Consider the following 18,465-nt stretch of genomic DNA (forward strand, 5'->3'; position numbering starts at 1 on the left):
CTATTCCCCCAACATTTTTGACAATGCGATATTCAGCTTCAACACATTAACCCGTTCGTCACCGAAAACGCCTAAATCGCGGCCTTCCGTATTTGCTTTAACCAATTGCTCTAGCTCTGCTGGTGATACGCCGGTCAGCTTGCTGATTCTTGCGATCTGTACATCAGCCGACTGTGGCGTGATATGCGGATCAAGACCAGAGCCTGAGTTCGTAATTAAAGCGATCGGCAGCTGGGAAACCGGTACATCTGGATTTTGTGCCTTCCAAGCTTCAATCGAAGCTTTGGTTCTTTCGATTAAAGCTGGATTGGATGGTCCAAAATTGTTTGATCCAGAACCGGCAGCATTATAGTCAATGCTTGATACACGACCTTGAAACCATTTCGGATCAACAAAGCTTTGGCCGATCAGCTCTGATCCAACAACTTGGCCGGAGCTATCCTTTATAAGGCTTCCATTCGCTTGCTTAGGGAACAGCAGCTGAGCTGCTCCCGTGCTTGCAAGCGGGTAAATAATGCCGCAAATGATCATAAATATGATGCTGATTCGCAAAGGTATCATTAACGATGACAACTGGAATCGTGATGCGTTTTTCGCTTGTTCGTTCATATAGATAAGCCTTCTTTCGTGTATGGTTATATTAAATCCATAAATGCACTGCAAAGTCGATGAGTTTAATGCCAACGAACGGAACGATGACACCGCCCAGACCATAAATAAATACGTTGCGGCTAAGCAATTTGGCTCCGCTCATCGGTTTGTATGCTACGCCTTTAATGGCAAGCGGGATGAGCAGCGGAATAATAATGGCGTTAAAAATAAGCGCCGACAGTATAGCAGACAATGGAGAGCCTAAATTCATAATATTTAGAACGCCCATCTCGGGAATGGCAAGCATGAACATCGCTGGAATGATTGCAAAATATTTGGCGATATCATTAGCGATACTAAAAGTCGTCAGTGCCCCTCTTGTCATAAGCAGCTGCTTGCCGATAGCAATGACTTCGATAATTTTGGAAGGGTCCGAATCCAAATCAACCATATTGGCAGCTTCTTTAGCAGCAATCGTCCCGCTGTTCATAGCAAGACCCACATCCGCTTGGGCAAGTGCAGGAGCATCGTTCGTACCGTCACCAGTCATCGCAACCATTTTTCCTTCGGCTTGTTCACGGCGGATAACAGCTATTTTATCTTCAGGCCTGCTCTCCGCAATAAAATCGTCGACTCCCGCTTCATGTGCGATGGTTGCTGCTGTAAGCGGATTGTCTCCCGTACACATAATCGTTTTGATGCCCATCTCACGCAGCTGATCGAATCTTTCCTTCATTCCTGGCTTAACGGTATCCTTCAAATAAATAACACCAAAGATTTGGTTATCAACAGCTACTGCGAGCGGCGTACCGCCTAATGTAGCAATCGTATTCGAAATATTATCCAAATCGGATGGGATGGTTCCCCCCTGAGAAGCTACCCACTTCCGAACCGCATCAACAGAGCCCTTCCGAACTCGGCGGCCGTTTGCCAGATCAATGCCGCTCATTCGCGTCTCTGCTTTGAATTCAATAAATTCGCCGCCTTCCGCAAGTGAGGCATCATAGCTTAAGCCCTGCTTCTTCATCCATTCAAGCACAGAACGGCCTTCAGGCGTTTCATCCTTAAGCGAGCTAATCGCCGCCCAACCCGATAAAGTTTGAAGATTGCTGCCTCCGACAGGCACAAGCTCGCTTGCCATCCGGTTGCCGAACGTGATCGTTCCTGTTTTATCCAAAATCATCGTATTAATGTCGCCTGCTGCTTCAACAGCCTTACCTGACATAGCCAGCACATTAAACTGAGTTACTCTATCCATCCCAGCAATACCGATTGCTGACAATAGTCCGCCGATGGTCGTCGGAATCAAACATACGAGCAGCGCGATTAATACCGGAATTTCTAAGTGGATACCCAAATAATCAGCGATTGGTGCCAACGTAACAACTACAATTAAGAAAATAATCGTTAAGCTAGTCAAAAGTGTATTGAGCGCAATTTCATTAGGCGTCTTCTGACGTTTCGCTCCTTCAACAAGGGCAATCATCCGATCGATGAATGACTCCCCGGGGTCACTCGTCATGCGCACTTTAATTTTGTCACTCACAACCCTTGTACCGCCTGTAACCGAGCTGAAATCTCCTCCAGCTTCTTTAATGACTGGCGCTGATTCACCTGTAATCGCTGATTCATCTACGGAAGCCAGCCCTTCAATGACCTCGCCATCACCAGGAATCATCTCGCCTTGGGAGACGATGAAAATATCGCCTTTGCGAAGCTCCATTGATGATACGACTACAATAGAGCTGCCGACGAGCTTATTGGCGCTCATTTCCTGCTTAGATTTTTTTAGCGAATTGGCCTGTGCCTTGCCTCGTCCCTCTGCAATGGCTTCAGCAAAGTTTGCGAACAGCAGCGTGAAAAGCAGGATGAAAAACACGGTAATATTAAAGCCTATGCGTTCTTGAGAATTAAAGTAATTTGGAAAAATAGTCATCAGCAGAACGATAACCGTCCCTACCTCGACAACAAACATAACTGGATTTTTCATCATCGTAACTGGATTTAGTTTCACAAAGCTATCGACAACGGCATGTTTAACCGCGTCTCTCGACAGCAAATTATTCTTCTTATTTTTATTCATTATCGTTCACCTCATCCGTTAGCGGAGTGTCAAATATTCTGCAACCGGCCCAAGCACGATGACCGGCAAGAAGGTTAAAGCACCAATTAAAAGAACAGTACCAATCAGTAATACAGTGAAAAGTCCATTATCTGTACGGAACGTACCGATTGTTTCTGGAACAGGCTGCTTGCGAACAAGAGATCCAGCAACCGCCAGCATCGCAATCATCGAAATATAACGGCCGGTCAGCATGACAAGTCCAGTGCTAATATTCCAGAAAGGCGTATTATCGCCTAGACCCTCAAAGCCTGAGCCATTATTCGCTGCCGATGACGTATATTCGTAAAGCACCTGGCTAATGCCGTGGAACCCGGGATTCGTTATCGCCCCGTGACCCAAATCCGTCATAAAAGCGATGGCGGTGGGCACCAATATAATGAAGGGATGAACTAGAATCGCTATCGCTATCAGTTTCATTTCTCGCGGCTCTACTTTTCGACCCAGAAACTCCGGCGTTCGCCCAACCATCAGCCCGCATATAAACACAGCTAGTATGGCGTACATGAGCATATTGATAAGCCCTACTCCCTTGCCTCCAAAGACGACATTAAGCATCATTTCAGCAAGTGGAACCAAGCCGCCAAGCGGTGTAAGCGTGTCATGCATATTGTTGACGGTACCCGTTGTCGCAGCGGCTGTTACCGTTGTGAACAGTGCCGATTGCGCGATACCGAACCTTACTTCCTTGCCTTCCATGCTTCCTTGAGTAGCATCGATACCTAGTGCGCTCATTGCAGGATTGCCTGTTTTCTCCGATGTGTAAGCAAGGCTTAGAAACACTAGAAACAGACACATCATGGCGGAGAATACAACCCAGCCCTGCTTTTTGTTTTTTGCAAAAAGCCCAAATGCATAAGGAAGCGAAGCAGGCAGCGCCCACATCGACAAGATTTGAATCACATTCGTTAATGGATTTGGGTTTTCAAATGGATGAGCCGAGTTCACTCCAAAAAAACCGCCGCCGTTTGTGCCCAAATGTTTGATGGATTCAAGCGAAGCTACAGGACCAATTGCAATTTGCTGCATGGCTCCCTCTAGCGTTTTAATTGTAAATGTCGGATCAAGCGTTTGCGGCACCTGTAGAGCGACAAGCACAAGCGTGATAATAAAGGAAATCGGAAGAAAAATTCTTGTGTGTGCTTTTACAAAATCCTCGAAAAAGTTGCCGATCGTCGTTCCTTTACTCGTAATCCCACGAACAAACGCGATGGCAACCGAGAAGCCCGTCGCCGCTGACGTGAACATCATCATCATGATGACCGCCATTTGAGAGAAATAAGATAAGGCGCTTTCCCCGCTGTAATGCTGAAGATTCGTATTGGTAATAAAGCTGATGACTGTATTGAAAGTCAGTGTAGGCTCCATGGCTGCCATGCCATTTGGATTAAACGGCAGCGCATTTTGGAACCGCAATATCAGATAGCTGAAAGCAACTAAAATTAAATTGGTTGCAACAAAGCTGAGTGCGTATATCTTCCAGCTCATGCCCTCTCTTTTTTTGAGACCAATAAGCTTAAATATAAATCGCTCCGTCCCTCCGAATACTTTGTCTAACCGATTGTGTTCATTGGAGAACACATGATAGACGTAAGTACCAAGCGGCTTAACTAACAATACAAGAACAGCAATGACGATAAGCAATTGTAAAATATCCATCTTGTAAATCCCCCTCTATTAAAACTTCTCCGGATGAATTAACGCATAAATCAGATAAACGAAAACAAATACAGCCGCTATCGCTATGACAGTCATTGGCCTTCGCCCCCTGTTTTCTCAATAACACCGGAGCACCAAGTTAAAAATCCATAAAATAAACCGAAGCTAGCCAACAAAGCCCCGAACATATAAAAATCCTGCATGTAAACCCCTCCTGCATTATTTGTTGCTTAATAGAAAACCGACTTCACCGGTATGAGAGAATACGATATGATCCGCTCCTAGCCCCTTGTAAATAGCCCTTGGATTCCACTGCTGTGTGATGACGTAAATGGACTTTGAGGTCCAAGCTCTGCAGCACTGTACAAAGCGGCAGCTAAGCGCCAAGCTGCTCTCGAATATAAATACCTCGCTAATGGTCATCGAAGGAACATTCCAGCTTTGACGATCATTCGTATTGATGTACAAAACATTGCTGATACCCTGCTTGCGAAGCTGTTTTTCTTCCTGTTTGCTATTGGTCAAAACGATAAATTTTAATTGATGAAACTGCAAAGTTCGTATGAATGATTGGCCAGCCTCGTTTAGACCAGCAACAATAATATGCTCTTCCTGCAACCGAATTCTCCTCCATATGGTAAAAAAGGCAACAAAAAAGAAGCCTTGGGATAAGAGGAACTTTTCCCGCGGCTTCTTTGCCCGCAGCAGAATAAGCCGCGGGAAGCACGATGGCTGTTGCCTCTCTCGAGTACACTTACGAGGTTAGCTGTCGGATTCGGGCCTTGAGAGTTGCCCTACGCTTGATCATTTTCAAGCGATTCACCCCATGAAGCGAAGTCGTGATGACACACGAATCGTTCGTTGGTTCCCCCGTTCCTGCTGCTGCAGGACTCAGCGTTTTCTTACATTTTGTAGCAAATAAAGCTTTTTTGGGCACAAAAAACCACAGAGGTCTATGACACTCTGCGGTCGAAGTTAATCGATCACAAGCTTCATCATTCCTCTCTCGGTCCACGCTTACGAGGTTAGCTGTCGGATTCGGGCGGTGAGAGTCGCCCTACTTTGACCGGTATCCATGGCACCTGTCAAAGATTCACCCCTGCTCTGCGTTTGTTCGACTCTCACATCGAACAGGCGCATCGCGTCATTATTGGTTCCCCCGCTTCCGCTTTCACGGAAACTCAGCGATCAGTAAATCGAAACTTATTTATAAATCCTGTATCGAATATTACTCCTCGCTATAAATACTGTAAAGGCAGCCTGCTGCCTAATTTAGCCAGTTTCAGCCTTGCAGAGCGATTCGCAACGCTTACATTCATTTCGATCTCTCGATATCTCACTATTTCTCAGTTTTACTCTTGTTTTCAAAAATAGTGTTCAATCCCTTTCTAACGATTTTATGCGTGAATAATCAGATTTCTCTATAATCGAGAATGGAAGAGAATAAACGAGTATTTCGAAGAATAAATATCTTTTTACTGCCATAACGAATGGATTTCTTTTAAAATGGCATATGGCTGCCTTTTCACGATATACCACAGTTTTACAATATTGCATTTCGGGTTTACCATAGACGGCAAGCCAATATGGCTGAGTATTATCGGTGAATTATTCAAATCGAGGAGAGATCTCATTGATGTCTACACCAGTTGAAGTACCCTTGCCAAGCTTGGAAAATCATCCTGCTGCCATGTTTGAAATTAAACGAATTCAAATGTTTGTGCTGCCGGCTTCCATGCTTGAATCGAATGGTTACCGTGTTTGTCTAAGGCTCTCCACTGCTAATGGTCACGGCTGGAGCGAGCTGTTTATTAAAAAATCCGAGAAGCCTCGCGACTGGATCAGATGGAGCAGTATGCTGCTAAGGTTCATCGGCACACTTCCTCTTGCGTCTCCTTTTGTTTTTCAAACAGATCCAATGATGAAGGACGAGCGTATATATCATTTATTTGCAGCCGCTGCTTTGCATATAGAATCCAATCCTTACTCTTTTCCAAACTGTGAATATGACCGTGAAGAGCATACTTTATTTAAACAAGCTATCTCCTATGTATCGTTATTTTAGGCACTTCTGATTTACAGATGCGCTAATGAAGGGTATAATTAAGAGTAAACTATTTACGCTGAATTTTTCGAATGAAAAAGCGGGGGAACCATCGCGATCGATCGAAATCGATTCGCAAGGGGTGAATCCAGGGATTTGTAACCCTGGTAGGGCTTTCTCTCTAGCCCGAATCCGACAGCTAACCTCGTAAGCGAATAAAGGAGAGATGTATATGTTGACAAATTGTGCACGAAATCTGCATCTTTTTACGGAACAGACCCCTTATTTATCTGTCACACGAATCGAGCTATTCGTCATTCCTGCTCTTGCCGTCGATTCTGCAGGCCATCGCGTATGTCTTCGTTTAACAAGCAATCAAGGCTTCGGCTGGAGTGAACTATTTGCCAGCGACACAGAAGAGCTCATTGACTTAGAACGATGGAGCGACCTGCTTCAGTCTTTTATCGGCAGCATTCCTCTACCACCTCTTAACCAGTATCACTATGACAAAACGGATCAGGATGGGCGCGTTCTCGACTTATTCGTCTCCGCCGTCAAGCATGTCCTAGCACAATCCGCCGATGCAGCCCCGTACAGCAACGACCATGAAGAGTCTGTTTTGCGTCAACGTTCCGTCTCCTACATCTCTTTGGATTAATTTCGTTCATAAGAAAAAAAAAGGCAGTCCAGAACAGATAACCTAGTTCTGGACTGTCTTATTGTATTTAGAATTTAAACCTTCGCTAATGCAGCACGCTGCTCCCTGACTTGGTAAGTAGCCAGCATCATGTTGCGCAGTGAAGCAACCGTTTCTTCCATTCCGCGTGTTTTCAAGCCGCAGTCCGGATTAATCCAGAAGAGCGTAGGATCGAGCACTTTAATGGCGCGCTCGATCATACTGACCATTTCTTCCACGGACGGTACACGCGGGCTGTGAATATCGTAAACGCCCAAGCCGATGCCTTGGTCATAGGTGTTCTCCTCAAAGCTATGAATCAGCTCGCCATGGCTGCGCGAGGTTTCAATGGAGATGACATCCGCATCCAGCGCAAGAATGGAATCGATAATATCATGGAACTCACAATAACACATATGTGTATGAATTTGTGTGGTGTCACGCACATCTGAAGTCGATAGACGGAAGGCATGCACGCCCCATTTTAAATAAGCATCCCAATCACTGCGTTTAAGCGGCAAGCCTTCTCGCAAAGCTGGCTCATCAACCTGAATCATTTCGATGCCTGCGGTCTCAAGCGCCTTTACTTCCTCTGAGAGTGCGAGCGCAATTTGGTATGCAACCTGCTCGCGTGTGATATCGTTGCGGACAAATGACCAGTTCAAAATCGTAATCGGACCCGTCAACATCCCTTTTACCGGACGACTTGTCAGCGACTGCGCGTACACGCTTTCGGTTACTGTCATTGGCTCAGTAAATACAACATCGCCATAAATGACCGGCGGCTTTACGCAACGGGAACCATACGATTGAACCCAGCCGCCTTTTGTAAATGCGAACCCATCCAGCTTCTCTCCGAAAAATTCGACCATGTCCGTACGCTCAAATTCACCGTGAACGAGGACGTCAATATTAAGCTCTTCTTGGATTTCAATCCAGTTTTTAATTTTATCGTTGATAAAGGAAGCGTAGTCCTGTGAGCTGAGCTCGTTTTTTCTCCATTTTTGCCTTGCTTGACGTACATCCAGCGTTTGCGGGAAGCTGCCGATTGTCGTTGTTGGAAGGAACGGCAAATTCCACTTTTGCTGCTGCAGCTTTTGTCTCTCCGCAAATGGCTTCTGCCTCGTTGAAGGATGCGCCGCTACCGCTGCTGCATCAGCAGCTTGACGATTGCGGGCAGGAGAAATGGATAAATGATGGATCCGCTCGCCGTTAAGCTTAAGCTCAAGCTTGCGAAGTTCTGAGATGTCCGCCTCATTTACAGTCGCTGTTTCACTTAGCCACACGATTTCATCCAGTTTTTCTTCCGCGAATGCAAGCGCCTCACGCAGCTCTACTGGCAGATTGGTTTCGTTTTTTGCTGTTACCGGCACATGCAGCAGGCTGCATGACGATTGAATGATCGTGCGCTCAGCTGGAATGTATGCCGAAATATTTTGCAGCAATTCAAGCTTTTGCTTATAGTCTGAGCGCCAAATGTTGCGTCCGTCTACAAGTCCAATACCAGCGAGCTTATCCTTCGGATAACCAAATTGCTCCAGCGACTTCAAGTTTTGCTCCAAACCATGAACGAAATCCAAACCGATCGCTTGTACCGGGAGAGCAACTACAGCTTCATAATGCTCAACTGCCTCAAAATACGTTTGAAGCATGATGTTAAGCGCTGGCGCTGCTTGGTTCAGCCTTGCATAAATCGATTCAACCCATTGCATCTCTTCCTCAGATATAGAGGTAACAAGGATTGGCTCATCGATTTGCACCCATTGTACGCCTTCTTCCTCAAGCTCCTTAAGCAGCTGAGCATAAAGCGGTATAAACTGCTCAATGAGCTGCGGAAGCTGCTTCGCATCGTAGCCCTTCGACAGCTTGAGGAAGGTATATAGGCCAATAATGACAGGTTTACCTTCAATGCCAAGCTTTTCTTTGGCTTCCCGGTACGCAATCAGCGGACGGTTTTCCGTCAGTACCGGAGCAGCACCCGCAAGTTCTGGCACGATATAGTGATAGTTGGTATTAAACCATTTGGTCATCTCGCAGGCTTGTGCTTCCTGTGTCCCTCTCGCCATTGCGTAGTAGGTCTGTACGGGAACAGGACCTCCATCGTAGGAAAAACGCTCTGGCACAAGGCCAAACATCGCTGCAGTATCCAGCATTTGATCATACAACGTAAAATCATTAACAGGGATTAAAGAAATTCCTTTATCCTTTTGCAGCTTCAGGTTGTTTAGACGAATGCTTTCAAGCGTTTGAAGGAATATCGTTTCGTCCAAATCACCTTTCCAAAAAGCTTCAAGCGCTTTTTTCCATTCCCGATTTTCGCCGATACGCGGATATCCAAGTACACTGTTTTGCAGTTTGCTCACGTTCATATTTCCTCCTAATAAATGTAATTATTATGAAATAAAAGCACAAAAAAGAGCGTCGTTACCTTAAAGAAGCAAAGGTAAAGACGCCCGTCGTTTTAATAAACAGCGGTTCTGTCTTAACACCTCCCTATCTCCCGTAGGTAAAATCAGTGTCGTTCAAATAGGCAGGTCTCCTGGCTCCAGAATCATCATCGTAAGCTTGCCTTCCCAACCTTTAAAGATCAGTGGCGTTAGCGCTTAGACTCCTCTGTTACAGTGGCGGGACCGCGTCGGTTTTACACCGGACTTCCCTTTTAAGCTCAAGCTATACCGCAAGAGCACCTATTTCCACTTATTTCAGTTGTTGATCGCATTTTTTAGGATCACGAATAACTATACACGCAAAATAATAACCATACAATGGAAATCATTATAATATCAAAAAAAGACTCTCCTCTAAACAGCCTGCGCTGCAAAAGGAAAGCCTTATTGGTTTTTTATACAATTACCTAACCAGCCAACCGCCATCAACAGCCAAGATATGGCCGTTCATATAATCAGAAGCTGAAGAGGCTAGGAACACCGCTGGTCCAATCAAATCCTGCGATGTACCCCAGCGTCCCGCTGGTATGCGCTGCAAAATTTGAGCACTGCGAACAGGATCCTCGCGAAGCGCTTCGGTGTTGTCTGTACTCATGTAGCCTGGGGCTATCGCATTTACTTGCAAGCCTTTAGCTGCCCATTCGCTGGCAAGCGCTTTGGTAAGTCCGGCAACGGCATGTTTGCTGGACGTATAACCCGGAACATTAATGCCGCCTTGGAAGGTTAACATCGACGCAATGTTTATAATTTTCCCTGAGCCCTGTTCGATCATATGTTTCCCAGCCAGCTGGGAAAGGAGAAATACAGAATTCAAGTTAACGTCCAGTACATCCTGCCAGTCCTCGTAGCTATGCTCTGCAGCTGGCGTGCGGCGAATGATACCCGCGTTGTTGACCAAAATATCGATGCGTCCCAGTTCTTCAACTGTACGATCAACAATGCCAGCAAGCTTCGTTCGGTCAGCAATATCAGTCTGAATTGTAATCGCTTTGCGACCAAGCTCTCTTATCGCCGCTGCCGTTTTGTCAGCAGGCGTTTGGTTCGTGACAAGCGCAATATCCGCACCCGCTTGTGCTAATCCAAGCGCAATCGCTTCTCCAAGCCCGCGCCCTGCACCTGTGACGACAGCTGTTTTACCCGTCAAATCAAACAAACTCATCGGCTCAGCTCCTACCTTTAGTACGCTTCCCGTTTTCCGAAAGCGCTGCTTTCATCATTTTTATATTTTGCGACTCATACCTCGCCGCAACGTCCGCATCTATACCTTCGTCTGTGATGATATAGTCAATTTCATGCAAACCGGCAAACGTTATTAGTGCACCCTTATCGAATTTGTTATGATCGGCAAGGCAGTAGACGACCTTGGCATTTTCCATATACAGCTTCTTCAGCTTCGTCAATTCTTCTGTGAATATGGTAAGCCCATATTCCATATGAATGCCGGTTGTAGAAAGAAACAGCTTGTGTACATTCAGTCGTTTAATCCATTCCTGCGATTCTGCGCCGATAAGCAAATTGTTATGCCGGTAGCCCCCGGGAATAACAAGCCTTACTTGGTCCTTCGCAGTCAGCTCCCGAATGATAAGCAGATCGTTCGTAAGCACCGTAACCGGGATATTGGGCAGACGCTTTGCCATTTCGAGCGTAGTACTGCCAGCATCCAGCGCAATAATATCATTAGGCTCGATGCAGGAAAGAGCTAGCTCCGCAATCGCCGCCTTCTCCTGCTGATGCTTGCTGTTTGGGAACTGCAGCGGATAAAGGCTGTCTTCGCCTCTATGCTGGGGCACAGCTCCGCCATGAGTCCGTTTCAGCAATCCCTTCTCTTCCAGCTTCTCTAAATCTTCACGAACCGTTTTCTCCGTGACTTGAAACAGCTCGCTTAGCTCGGAAACTTTAACCGCGCCAAGCTGCTCCAATTTATCTATAATCTTACGATGCCGTTCGGCAGCAAGCATAGTGCACCCCCTGTAGCGAATGTTTCTATTTTAGCTCGCTTGCAGGTACGGCGTCCATATCTGTAAATGTGTAGTTCTCTCCAGCCATCGACCAGCAGAATGTATAATTGCTTGTGCCCACTCCTGAGTGGATCGACCATGGCGGTGAAAGAATCGCTTGGTCGTTGGCAACAACAAGATGTCTCGTCTGCGAAGGCTCGCCCATCATATGGAATACGCGAGCATCATCATTCATGTCGAAGTACAAGTATGCTTCCATGCGGCGGTCATGGACATGCGAAGGCATCGTATTCCAGACGCTTCCCGTTTTCAAGCTCGTTACACCAAGCATAAGCTGGCAGCTTTGGATGCCGTCTGCGTGAATATATTTATAAAGAATACGTTCATTGGAAGTCTCTTGCGAACCAAGATGAGTCGGATTCGCTTCCTCCATCGTCATCTTGCGTGTTGCAATTTCAGCATGCGCAAGCGCGGAACAGAAATAAAGCTTCGCAGGGTTCGCTTTATCGACACTTGAAAGCAGCACTTGACGTTTGCCCTTGCCAACATAAAGCACGTCGAGCTTATTCAGCTCGTATACTTCCCCATCAACGGAAATCGAAGCAGGTCCACCAATATTCAAGAAACCAACCTCGCGGCGCTCCAAGAAATATTCGGTTTTTAGCGTTGCAGCATCCTCCAGCTCAAGCGTCTCGTTCACAGGCAATGCTCCGCCTACAACCATTCTGTCATAATGCGTATATGTCATTTTTAATTGATCTTGCTCAAACAAGCTTTCGATCAAAAACTCGCTGCGCAGACGTTCCGTATCATATTGCTTCACATCGGTAGGATTCGTAGTATGGCGTACTTCCATTGGATAAAAGCCTCCTAAAAGTTATTTGCGTTAGACTCGCATCGCAAGCCACGCTAATGTTTGTTATTGTTCGTTTTTATAATAACACACATTTACGAACATAAAAAGAACATTTTAAACATTCAAGATTAGCAGGAGCATTTTATTTCCGAGAAGATTGTACAACAAAAAAACGGCCTCCGCGCGCATCATTTGCGAAGAGGCCGTTTGTTGTTTTAGAGGAAATCTACTGAAGCTTCCACTTTCGATAAACATAAAGAGATACCGCCATAAACATGCCGTATACTAAAACGGTAACGAATACGTTTCTTGGGTCCGTCATAAGCGTATCACCGATCGTGGCGAACAACAGCATCGCTGGGATTTTGCCAATCGATGAGGCGACGGCATAAACGGTAAAGGAAACACGGCTTAGCGCCGAGTACACATTAACTGCAATGGATGGAATGAACGGAATGAGCCGAGCAAACATAATCGTCAGAAAAGCATACTGCTCAAACATCACTGTAAGTTTTCCGATGCTTGGATAACGGTAGAGAAAATTCTTCCCCCACTCTTGATAACCATAGCGGATAAACAGAAACATCACAATGGATGCTGCCGCTGAGCCCGTCCAAGTTACTGCCGCGCCTAACACTGGGCCAAGAGCAGCACCAATGAGCCCGCCGATTACGGGATACGGGATGACAGGAAATAGTGCGACGAGCGTTGCCATAATAACGACGAGCGGAACATTATCCGCTTGCTGAAACCACGTCAAAATCACATCGCCATAAAGATAAATAAGAAAAGCAATACTGGCATACAAAGCAGCTAAACCTGTTTTTTTGAGCATCGTTGTACCCCTGAATAGTAGATATCTCCAGCTTATCATTATTGAAGATAAATACGAGCAATGCATTGTGTCAAATTTAAGATAGCCGGTGATCAGTCGTTCAGTTCTTGTGTAAAGGATCGCCGTTGTCGCTGCTTATTTACCTTCATCTCACTGTAAAAAAGGTAAACAGCCGCTACTCCTGTTGTAGCTACTCCAACACCGAGGAATACACTGCCGACACTCCACCACGAAGCCATCATCGCCCCAATTACCGGCGCAATGAGCATAGAGCTCGTCTGGAAAGCATTCGCTAACGCAAACACAGGACCAACCGTTTCATCCGTCGTCTCTATTTGCAGCACGTAGCCAAACGGCACCGCGCTTTGTGCGCTGCAAAAGCCAAGCGCCGCACATAACGGCAGCCACAAATCAAGCTCCGCTTGGAATATGCCCATGCCGCTAATTCCGACCGCAATAACGAGAATTCCCGTTGCGATACCCGCTTTCGTCATATGAGTAAGCGGCCGCCGCTTCCACCCGCTCCATTGTCCTGCCAGTAAAGCGCCGGCAACACTGCCTGCACCAACCGCGCCAATGAGCAGTCCGAATAAATTCTCAGCCATTCCCGATTCCTTCGCCAGTAAAACGAACAAACCATCATACAAAAAGATAAGGAAAAACAAAGAAGCAGCATACATAATGACCGCCTTCAGGAGCGGCCTGCGCATCATATGCTCCCAGGCAACCCTTAATCCGCCGGATGGCTTTGCCGCTTGCTCCTTCTGTCCTCTCCAAGACGGGATAAAACCGAGCATGAGAGCAGACAGTGCATACAGTAGGGCGCTTATAAAAAATGGAACCGCTGCTCCGAGCCATGCCGTTATTGCTCCGCCGATCATAGGTCCCAACACCTTCGTCATATTAACCGACATTTGGCTGAGTGAAGAGGCCTGCGCCAGCAAATGTCGGTCAACGATTCTTTTCACAGCGCTTTGCCTAACCGGGTCAAATATAGCGCTCATGCTGTGCTTAAGCAATACCAATAACAGGAGAATAGGAAGCGACGGCGACCAAGCCATGGCCAGCACGAATACAAATCGCAATAGATCGCATCCGATTAACAAGCTTTTTCCAGAAAAACAACGTAGACGCACACTCATCAACGGTCCCACAATGACATAAGGCAAACCGACACAGATCGATAATGCGGCAACTGCCATAGAGCCGTGATTCCATGCATAAACAATTAATGCGCTAAGCGCTATAAAATCAAGCCAATTCGCAAGGTCGGACAACAGCTGGCCAATAAACAGCTGGCGGAAGCTTTTCGCCCGAAGCGGGCGCCAAATCGGATCATTCGTTTTTGCATTTTCCATCTTGATAACCTCCGGTATGAGTTGATAGATCCAACAATACCGGACAATTATCAGAGCATTATCAGAGCATGAATAAAGATTTAATAGAAATTTAACAGAAAATTATTGGTAGGATTTCAGCTCTGCTTGAAGCTGCTCCTTTACCTGTTTTGCAATGTCATCCAGCCCAATCTGTGCCGTTAACCGGCTCCATTCCTTCACAAAGTAATCCCGGTCTGCTCCCCAGCCATGCACCTTGGTTATGATCAGAAGGGTGTGATAGCTGTTTAACAGATTGGCTAAAAAATGCGACTGCTTCAGCAGCGAGAATCCTTGTTCAATAAAGGACAAGCCGGATTTTCTGTTTGAACGATAAAGCGCTATCCCCTTCAAAACAAGGTAATGCCCCTCCTCGCGTTGATAAGGAAACTGTTTGAGCTTCGCCTCAACAACCTCTGCAGCCGAATCGACTTCTGACCACAGCTCAGCGCGCAGCACAAATTCCAGCTCTAGATTAGCTGTGTAGGGGATGAGCCCTTCCCAATTATTTCGCTTCACTTCTGCTTTAAGCAAATCCAGCTTTTCCTTGGCAGCCTCGAACTCTCCCCAATCCATCAGCATGCTGATGATCGACATCGTTTCGAGCTCGTTTTGCCATATCTGCGCAAGCACCTGTTGCCTACGAACGATCGCCACATACTCACGGTTGTCCTGCGGGTCAATAAACTGATATAAGTACAGCAAAAGGAAGGCACGATCTGCAAATGAGCCCGCCTCCTCCCGCACAATAAAACGTACATCGCCTTCCATTACGCGAAATAAAAGCTTTAAGGTCAGGTCCACCTTAAAGCCTAATACCTGCTCATTCCGTGTCAGCATGAGGAGCGCATCCCCTCTTCCATAGCGCAAATATGTGCTGACAATTCCGCTTAGCTCCTCCGTGAACGAAGGCAGTTCGATTAGAGGGTTATCATTCAGACCTTCCTGCTTCAGCAGCAGTCGATAACCGTGTCCACGTACCGTATCGATCTGAATAGTCGGCGACCATTGTGCAAGCTTGCGCCGCAGCCGGTAAATGTGATCATCTACCGTACGATCTACCGGCGCCTCCATTGCCCAGACGTTGTCCAGCAGCTGTTCGCGCGACAGCGTTTGCCCTGCATGGCTGTGCATGAAATGCAGCAGCGCATATTCCTTCGGAAGCAGTACAATCTTTTGTGCTTTCCATGCAATGGTGTAAGCACCAGCATCCCATTCCATAAATCTCTCGACCTCTATCCCTGCGCGCTGAAATTATGCTCTTTCGTTAAATCCACAATGAACGGTGTAGGATCAAAGCATCCACCGAAACCAACGGCCATGACCATCTGTTTCCGCTAACGTTTCCTTTTGCTCCTTGCCCTCCAAATAATAATCAAGATGAAGATATGGGTCCCACATATTATTGTAGAGGTGAAATATATCTCTTTGTTGCCCTATTCTCCTAATGCTGTCTGTTAATTCAACTTTGTCATCATGAGTCATTTGGTTGGCTACATGGGTGTGAAACACACCAATAACACAATCCTCCGTTATTTTAGCAGCCATTTCAGCAAGTCGTTTCGCACCATTCCCTTGAAACAACTCCATCTGCTGCCCTTTTAATAAAGAAGCCGCTTTGTCAAAATTCACAATCCGCTCGTTATGCTCAGGCCATATCAACGACTTTAACCAAAGATAATCGTCTGCCTCTTCCAGATTATTAATGTGCAAATCTATTCCTATCCTTGCTATCACTGGCGGACTTTGTTTTAGGAGATGCGGAATAACATCTCCACGAACTTCCGAGCGCAGTACCAGTTCAGCATCTGTATTTCCATAAGTTTCACTATCGTTATATTGATAACTATACTTATCCCAAAAAAGCTGCAGCCCCGCACTTGTTCCAATTTCAATGATTGCTAATGGTTTTTTCGTTTTTTGGTACATGTAACAAAATGCAGGATACAAGTAAGCACAGCGTCTAACCTCATTCGTTTGTACAAGCTTGTTTTGGAGCAGTTGAACAATTTCGTTTTTATGCTGAAGGCAAAAGTGTTTAAAGAAAGGGAATGCCTCCGCCGCATCTCTCGGATGATTAACTATGCTGCCGTAAAACTTTTGCAGTTCGTGGCTGGTCTCTTTGCGCAGCAAGTACTGAACCGCAGCAAAAAAAAGATTGGGAACTGGCTGGCCTTCTCTGCAATAAGAAGCCATCTGAAGCATTTCTTCATCATCTGCAATGGCTAATGATAACTGTTCATATAAACGGCTTGAGCCATTGCATTCCCTCGTCGCGAACACCATAAATTGCTCAGTCAAAATAGGTTTGTTCAACAATGCCATCCCTCCATTTTCCCGCTTAACGGCATTGTATCATGGCTATCGATAAATTATATTTCAATGATTTTATAAACTATATAGATTTCTTTTATCACGTGTGTGTAGGATAATAAAGGACAAAATCAGCTATTTACCCAAAAAACCGCCTTCAGATTTTATGACTTGCCCGGTTATCCACTGTGAATCGTCACTCGCCAAGAAGTTGATTGCTTTAGCTGCATCCTCCGGCAAACCGATGCGTCCCATAGGAAACATTGGCAAAAAGCCTGCTTTCATCTGCTCATCCATCCAGCCAGAATCGGTGGGACCTGGATCAAACCCATTCACTGTAATTTGAAGCGGAGCCAACCCTACAGATAGCGGCTCGATTAACCCAATCAATGCGCCTTTTGTTGCAATGTAAGCCAAATTATTAGGATCGGGCCCTTTTGAAACCATAAAGATAATTCTGCCCGATGTCCCTTTAATTTGGTTTTTCTCAAATCTGCTCGCAAACTCTGTGCTTAACAATATCGGCCCGCGGTTATTCACAGCATAATGTTGGTCCAATATATTGATATTCAAGCTTTTGTAATTGGAAGGTACGCAATAGGTGGCGTTGTTAATTAAAATCGTCGCGTGGCCTAACGACCTTTCTACTTGTTCCATTATAAGGGCAGGAGTTTCCACATCGGCAAAATCCGCTTCCATATGACTTGCCCTCACGCCTAAGTCTTCTAGTTCCTTACGCAGCTGCTCAGGCCAATCCTTCTCTCCCCCATTGCCTTCCGCTTCATCAAAGGCATACCAATGCGTAAAGAAAATGTCTGCACCTAAGCGTGCAAGCGAACGGCAAATCGCTGTTCCAATTCCCGTTGCTCTGCTCGCTCCTGTAACGATCGCTATCTTATTTTTTAATGAGATCATTTGCAATTCCTCCATATTCGTTTGTCCTAAGCTTATAAACTATCTATAAAATTTAACACATGTTGTTTAATCTGTTTTTTCTCGTCGTCTGATAGAGCACTGGATCGAAAATTTTGTAAATTGTCATCAGGTATGATAATGGTTGATGGCTCCTGAAGCTCTTTTTTTCGATTATCTCCATCTTCAACCATCGTGATATGAGACTTGCTGAATTTGGTATGTACGATTTCTGATTTAACGTATTTTCCATCCAGATCATAATAATCCACGACCATTTTGATGTCAGAGCTTAAATAATTTTTATTTTCTGCAAAAGCAGTAATAGAGTTCACCTTCTTAAAGCCTGTTTGTTCATAAAAGCCATCTTTATTTTCCTCTGAAAAAATTTCTATGCTAAATGCCTCGATATGCTCGACTTTAATTGTATTGCTGCAAGCGCTTAACAAAACAACAAAAGCAGATATTACGCTTAACTTCATTGCAGCAGCTAACCAATCTGATCCTCTCATGACATTCATAGCTTCACTCCTCATCGCAATTTCCAATAAAATACCATTACTTAATGATTGCAAAGCTTTCCTCATTTGTAAAGGTTTTATCTATAGACAAAAACAGCCCTCTACCAACGCGGTAAAGGACTGCTTTGTGGAGCATATAGGAGCATATGCGTTCT

17 protein-coding genes and 4 riboswitches are annotated in these 18,465 nt (G+C 45.6%); of the genes, 2 read left to right on the forward strand and 15 right to left on the reverse strand.

The window, feature by feature from the left end; all coding sequences use genetic code 11:
* From kdpC to BK120_RS13050, 5 genes are all read right to left on the reverse strand, one after another.
* Entirely contained in the window at positions 1-609 is a 609-nt protein-coding gene (kdpC, locus tag BK120_RS13030; RefSeq protein WP_076267932.1) for a potassium-transporting ATPase subunit KdpC, read from the reverse strand.
* A 31-nt stretch (positions 610-640) separates the two neighbouring features.
* Positions 641-2,674, reverse strand: a complete 2,034-nt coding sequence (gene kdpB, locus BK120_RS13035; RefSeq protein ID WP_076267933.1) for a potassium-transporting ATPase subunit KdpB — start codon at positions 2,672-2,674, stop codon at positions 641-643.
* 18 nt (positions 2,675-2,692) lie between these two features.
* Positions 2,693-4,372 carry a potassium-transporting ATPase subunit KdpA gene (gene kdpA, locus BK120_RS13040; protein WP_076267934.1) on the reverse strand — a complete coding sequence of 560 codons (1,680 nt, stop codon included), beginning with the start codon at positions 4,370-4,372 and terminating at the stop codon, positions 2,693-2,695.
* An 18-nt stretch (positions 4,373-4,390) separates the two neighbouring features.
* The gene (gene kdpF / locus BK120_RS36395) at positions 4,391-4,468 is read right to left on the reverse strand and encodes a K(+)-transporting ATPase subunit F (protein ID WP_076268070.1); all 78 of its coding nucleotides are present in this window, start codon (positions 4,466-4,468) and stop codon (positions 4,391-4,393) included.
* 123 nt (positions 4,469-4,591) lie between these two features.
* Entirely contained in the window at positions 4,592-4,990 is a 399-nt protein-coding gene (locus tag BK120_RS13050; protein ID WP_076267935.1) for an NAD-binding protein, read from the reverse strand.
* 118 nt (positions 4,991-5,108) lie between these two features.
* Positions 5,109-5,279, reverse strand: a riboswitch (cyclic di-AMP (ydaO/yuaA leader).
* Between the two features lie 91 nt (positions 5,280-5,370).
* A riboswitch (cyclic di-AMP (ydaO/yuaA leader) is annotated at positions 5,371-5,569 on the reverse strand.
* Positions 5,570-6,008: 439 nt separating this feature from the next.
* Between BK120_RS13050 and BK120_RS13055 the strand changes: the two genes are divergently transcribed.
* Both BK120_RS13055 and BK120_RS13060 read left to right on the forward strand, forming a co-directional pair.
* A complete protein-coding gene (locus tag BK120_RS13055) occupies positions 6,009-6,437 on the forward strand; it encodes a hypothetical protein (protein WP_076267936.1) in 429 nt (142 codons plus the stop codon).
* A 46-nt stretch (positions 6,438-6,483) separates the two neighbouring features.
* A riboswitch (cyclic di-AMP (ydaO/yuaA leader) is annotated at positions 6,484-6,645 on the forward strand.
* 3 nt (positions 6,646-6,648) lie between these two features.
* Positions 6,649-7,074, forward strand: coding sequence for a hypothetical protein (locus tag BK120_RS13060; protein ID WP_076267937.1), 426 nt, complete (start codon positions 6,649-6,651; stop codon positions 7,072-7,074).
* A 74-nt stretch (positions 7,075-7,148) separates the two neighbouring features.
* Here the strand turns inward: BK120_RS13060 and metE are convergent, their stop codons facing one another.
* From metE to BK120_RS13110, 10 genes are all read right to left on the reverse strand, one after another.
* Positions 7,149-9,455 carry a 5-methyltetrahydropteroyltriglutamate--homocysteine S-methyltransferase gene (metE, locus tag BK120_RS13065; RefSeq protein WP_076268071.1) on the reverse strand — a complete coding sequence of 769 codons (2,307 nt, stop codon included), beginning with the start codon at positions 9,453-9,455 and terminating at the stop codon, positions 7,149-7,151.
* A gap of 149 nt (positions 9,456-9,604) precedes the next feature.
* Positions 9,605-9,798, reverse strand: a riboswitch (cobalamin riboswitch).
* Positions 9,799-9,942: 144 nt separating this feature from the next.
* Positions 9,943-10,698: a 2-dehydro-3-deoxy-D-gluconate 5-dehydrogenase KduD gene (kduD, locus tag BK120_RS13070; RefSeq protein ID WP_076267938.1), complete on the reverse strand. Its 756-nt coding sequence runs from the start codon at positions 10,696-10,698 to the stop codon at positions 9,943-9,945.
* A 4-nt stretch (positions 10,699-10,702) separates the two neighbouring features.
* Positions 10,703-11,497, reverse strand: a complete 795-nt coding sequence (locus tag BK120_RS13075; RefSeq protein ID WP_076267939.1) for a DeoR/GlpR family DNA-binding transcription regulator — start codon at positions 11,495-11,497, stop codon at positions 10,703-10,705.
* 25 nt (positions 11,498-11,522) lie between these two features.
* The gene (kduI, locus tag BK120_RS13080) at positions 11,523-12,353 is read right to left on the reverse strand and encodes a 5-dehydro-4-deoxy-D-glucuronate isomerase (protein ID WP_076267940.1); all 831 of its coding nucleotides are present in this window, start codon (positions 12,351-12,353) and stop codon (positions 11,523-11,525) included.
* Positions 12,354-12,579: 226 nt separating this feature from the next.
* On the reverse strand, positions 12,580-13,188 hold the full coding sequence (locus BK120_RS13085; RefSeq protein ID WP_076267941.1) for a TVP38/TMEM64 family protein: 609 nt from the start codon (positions 13,186-13,188) through the stop codon (positions 12,580-12,582).
* Positions 13,189-13,280: 92 nt separating this feature from the next.
* On the reverse strand, positions 13,281-14,546 hold the full coding sequence (locus BK120_RS13090) for an MFS transporter (RefSeq protein ID WP_076267942.1): 1,266 nt from the start codon (positions 14,544-14,546) through the stop codon (positions 13,281-13,283).
* Between the two features lie 102 nt (positions 14,547-14,648).
* Positions 14,649-15,785, reverse strand: a complete 1,137-nt coding sequence (locus BK120_RS13095) for a winged helix-turn-helix domain-containing protein (RefSeq protein WP_076267943.1) — start codon at positions 15,783-15,785, stop codon at positions 14,649-14,651.
* Positions 15,786-15,857: 72 nt separating this feature from the next.
* Positions 15,858-16,883: a DUF2332 domain-containing protein gene (locus BK120_RS13100; RefSeq protein ID WP_372238984.1), complete on the reverse strand. Its 1,026-nt coding sequence runs from the start codon at positions 16,881-16,883 to the stop codon at positions 15,858-15,860.
* Between the two features lie 129 nt (positions 16,884-17,012).
* Entirely contained in the window at positions 17,013-17,792 is a 780-nt protein-coding gene (locus BK120_RS13105) for an SDR family oxidoreductase (protein WP_076267945.1), read from the reverse strand.
* 32 nt (positions 17,793-17,824) lie between these two features.
* Positions 17,825-18,364 carry a hypothetical protein gene (locus BK120_RS13110; protein WP_256710881.1) on the reverse strand — a complete coding sequence of 180 codons (540 nt, stop codon included), beginning with the start codon at positions 18,362-18,364 and terminating at the stop codon, positions 17,825-17,827.
* Between the last annotated feature and the right edge of the window lie 101 nt (positions 18,365-18,465).

This window comes from Paenibacillus sp. FSL A5-0031, from assembly GCF_001956295.1.
In the GTDB taxonomy this organism is placed as follows: domain Bacteria; phylum Bacillota; class Bacilli; order Paenibacillales; family Paenibacillaceae; genus Pristimantibacillus.